Origin of the sequence: Streptococcus sp. GMD5S, assembly GCF_000298715.2 — a bacterium.
Classification (GTDB): Bacteria; Bacillota; Bacilli; order Lactobacillales; family Streptococcaceae; genus Streptococcus.
This window is the reverse complement of record NZ_AJRG02000039.1, coordinates 1-1,903: the sequence shown is the minus strand read 5'-3', so window position 1 is coordinate 1,903 and position 1,903 is coordinate 1. Positions and strand designations below refer to the sequence as shown.

Sequence of the window (1,903 nt, the reverse complement as noted above, 5' to 3'; positions counted from 1 at the left end):
TTTTTAAAAAAAGGTTTTACCTTTGATGATGTATTGCTAATTCCAGCAGAAAGTCATGTGTTGCCTAATGATGCAGATTTAACAACAAAATTGGCAGATAATCTGACTTTAAATATCCCAATTATAACAGCCGCCATGGATACAGTCACAGAAAGTCAAATGGCTATTGCTATTGCTCGTGCGGGTGGTCTTGGAGTAATCCATAAAAATATGTCTATTGCGCAACAGGCAGATGAAGTTCGTAAGGTAAAACGTTCTGAAAATGGTGTTATTATTGATCCATTCTTCTTGACTCCAGAACACACGATTGCTGAAGCAGATGAACTGATGGGACGTTACCGTATCAGTGGTGTTCCAGTTGTGGAGACACTTGAAAATCGTAAATTGGTTGGTATTCTAACAAACCGAGATCTTCGCTTTATTTCAGATTACAATCAACCAATCTCAAACCATATGACCAGTGAAAATCTTGTCACTGCCCCTGTTGGTACAGATCTTGCAACAGCTGAACATATTCTTCAAGAACACCGTATTGAAAAACTTCCTTTGGTTGACGAAGAAGGCCGTCTTTCTGGCTTGATTACTATTAAGGATATTGAAAAAGTTATTGAGTTTCCAAATGCTGCCAAAGATGAATTTGGTCGTCTTCTAGTTGCTGGTGCGGTGGGTGTCACTTCAGATACATTTGAACGTGCAGAGGCTCTCTTTGAAGCAGGGGCTGACGCAATTGTTATTGATACTGCACATGGTCACTCTGCTGGGGTTCTACGTAAAATTGCTGAAATTCGTGCTCACTTCCCAGATCGCACTTTGATTGCTGGTAATATTGCAACTGCAGAAGGTGCGCGTGCTCTTTATGATGCGGGTGTGGATGTTGTCAAAGTAGGGATTGGACCAGGTTCTATCTGTACTACTCGTGTGATTGCAGGTGTGGGTGTCCCACAAGTGACAGCAATTTATGATGCGGCAGCAGTTGCGCGCGAATATGGTAAAACAATCATTGCTGATGGTGGAATCAAGTACTCTGGAGATATTGTAAAAGCCCTTGCTGCAGGTGGAAATGCAGTTATGCTTGGTTCAATGTTTGCTGGAACAGATGAAGCACCAGGTGAAACGGAAATCTTCCAAGGACGTAAGTTTAAGACTTACCGTGGTATGGGATCAATCGCTGCAATGAAGAAAGGTTCAAGTGACCGTTACTTCCAAGGTGCGGTCAATGAAGCAAACAAACTCGTTCCAGAAGGAATTGAAGGTCGTGTTGCCTATAAAGGCGCAGCAGCTGATATTGTCTTCCAAATGCTTGGTGGTATTCGCTCTGGTATGGGTTACTGTGGTGCAGCTAACCTTAAAGAACTACATGATAATGCACAATTTATTGAAATGTCTGGGGCTGGTCTAAAAGAAAGCCATCCTCATGATGTACAAATTACTAATGAAGCACCAAACTACTCCATGTAAGAAGTAAAAAAGAACTCCTGAAATCCAGGAGTTCTTTTTGTTTACATAGTTGTCAATTTTGATTTACAGAAATTTTACCATTTTGAATGTTGAAAATACTAAGGTTTTCTGGCAAGTTTTGTAAGTGGTCTAAACTTGTTGTTGTAATGAAGGTTTGGATAGATTGTGAAATGGTTTCTAGTAATTTTAGTTGCCGTGTATTGTCAAGTTCGCTCATAACATCATCAAGCAGTAGTATTGGAGACTCGTTGGTAATACTTTCCATTAGCTCAATTTCCGCCAGTTTTATAGAAAGAACAAGGCTACGATGTTGACCTTGGCTTCCAAAACTAGCATCCATACCATTGATATAAAAAGAAATATCATCTCGATGAGGGCCAACTCCAGTATTCTTTTTAAATAAGTCTCTGAATCTGCTTTTCTCCAAAGCAATTTTAAAAGAACG

General features: G+C 40.1%; 1 protein-coding gene and 1 pseudogene. One reads left to right on the top strand and one right to left on the bottom strand.

Annotation, left to right across the window (positions count from 1 at the left end; genetic code table 11):
* The coding region (gene guaB / locus GMD5S_RS0209570; protein ID WP_016893870.1) for an IMP dehydrogenase at positions 1–1,458 on the top strand (1,458 nt) is incomplete at its 5' end.
* 52 nt (positions 1,459–1,510) lie between these two features.
* On the opposite strand, the pseudogene GMD5S_RS0209565 reads toward guaB, so the two are convergent.
* Positions 1,511–1,903 (bottom strand): annotated as a pseudogene (locus GMD5S_RS0209565) (DNA replication/repair protein RecF); the annotation flags it as partial.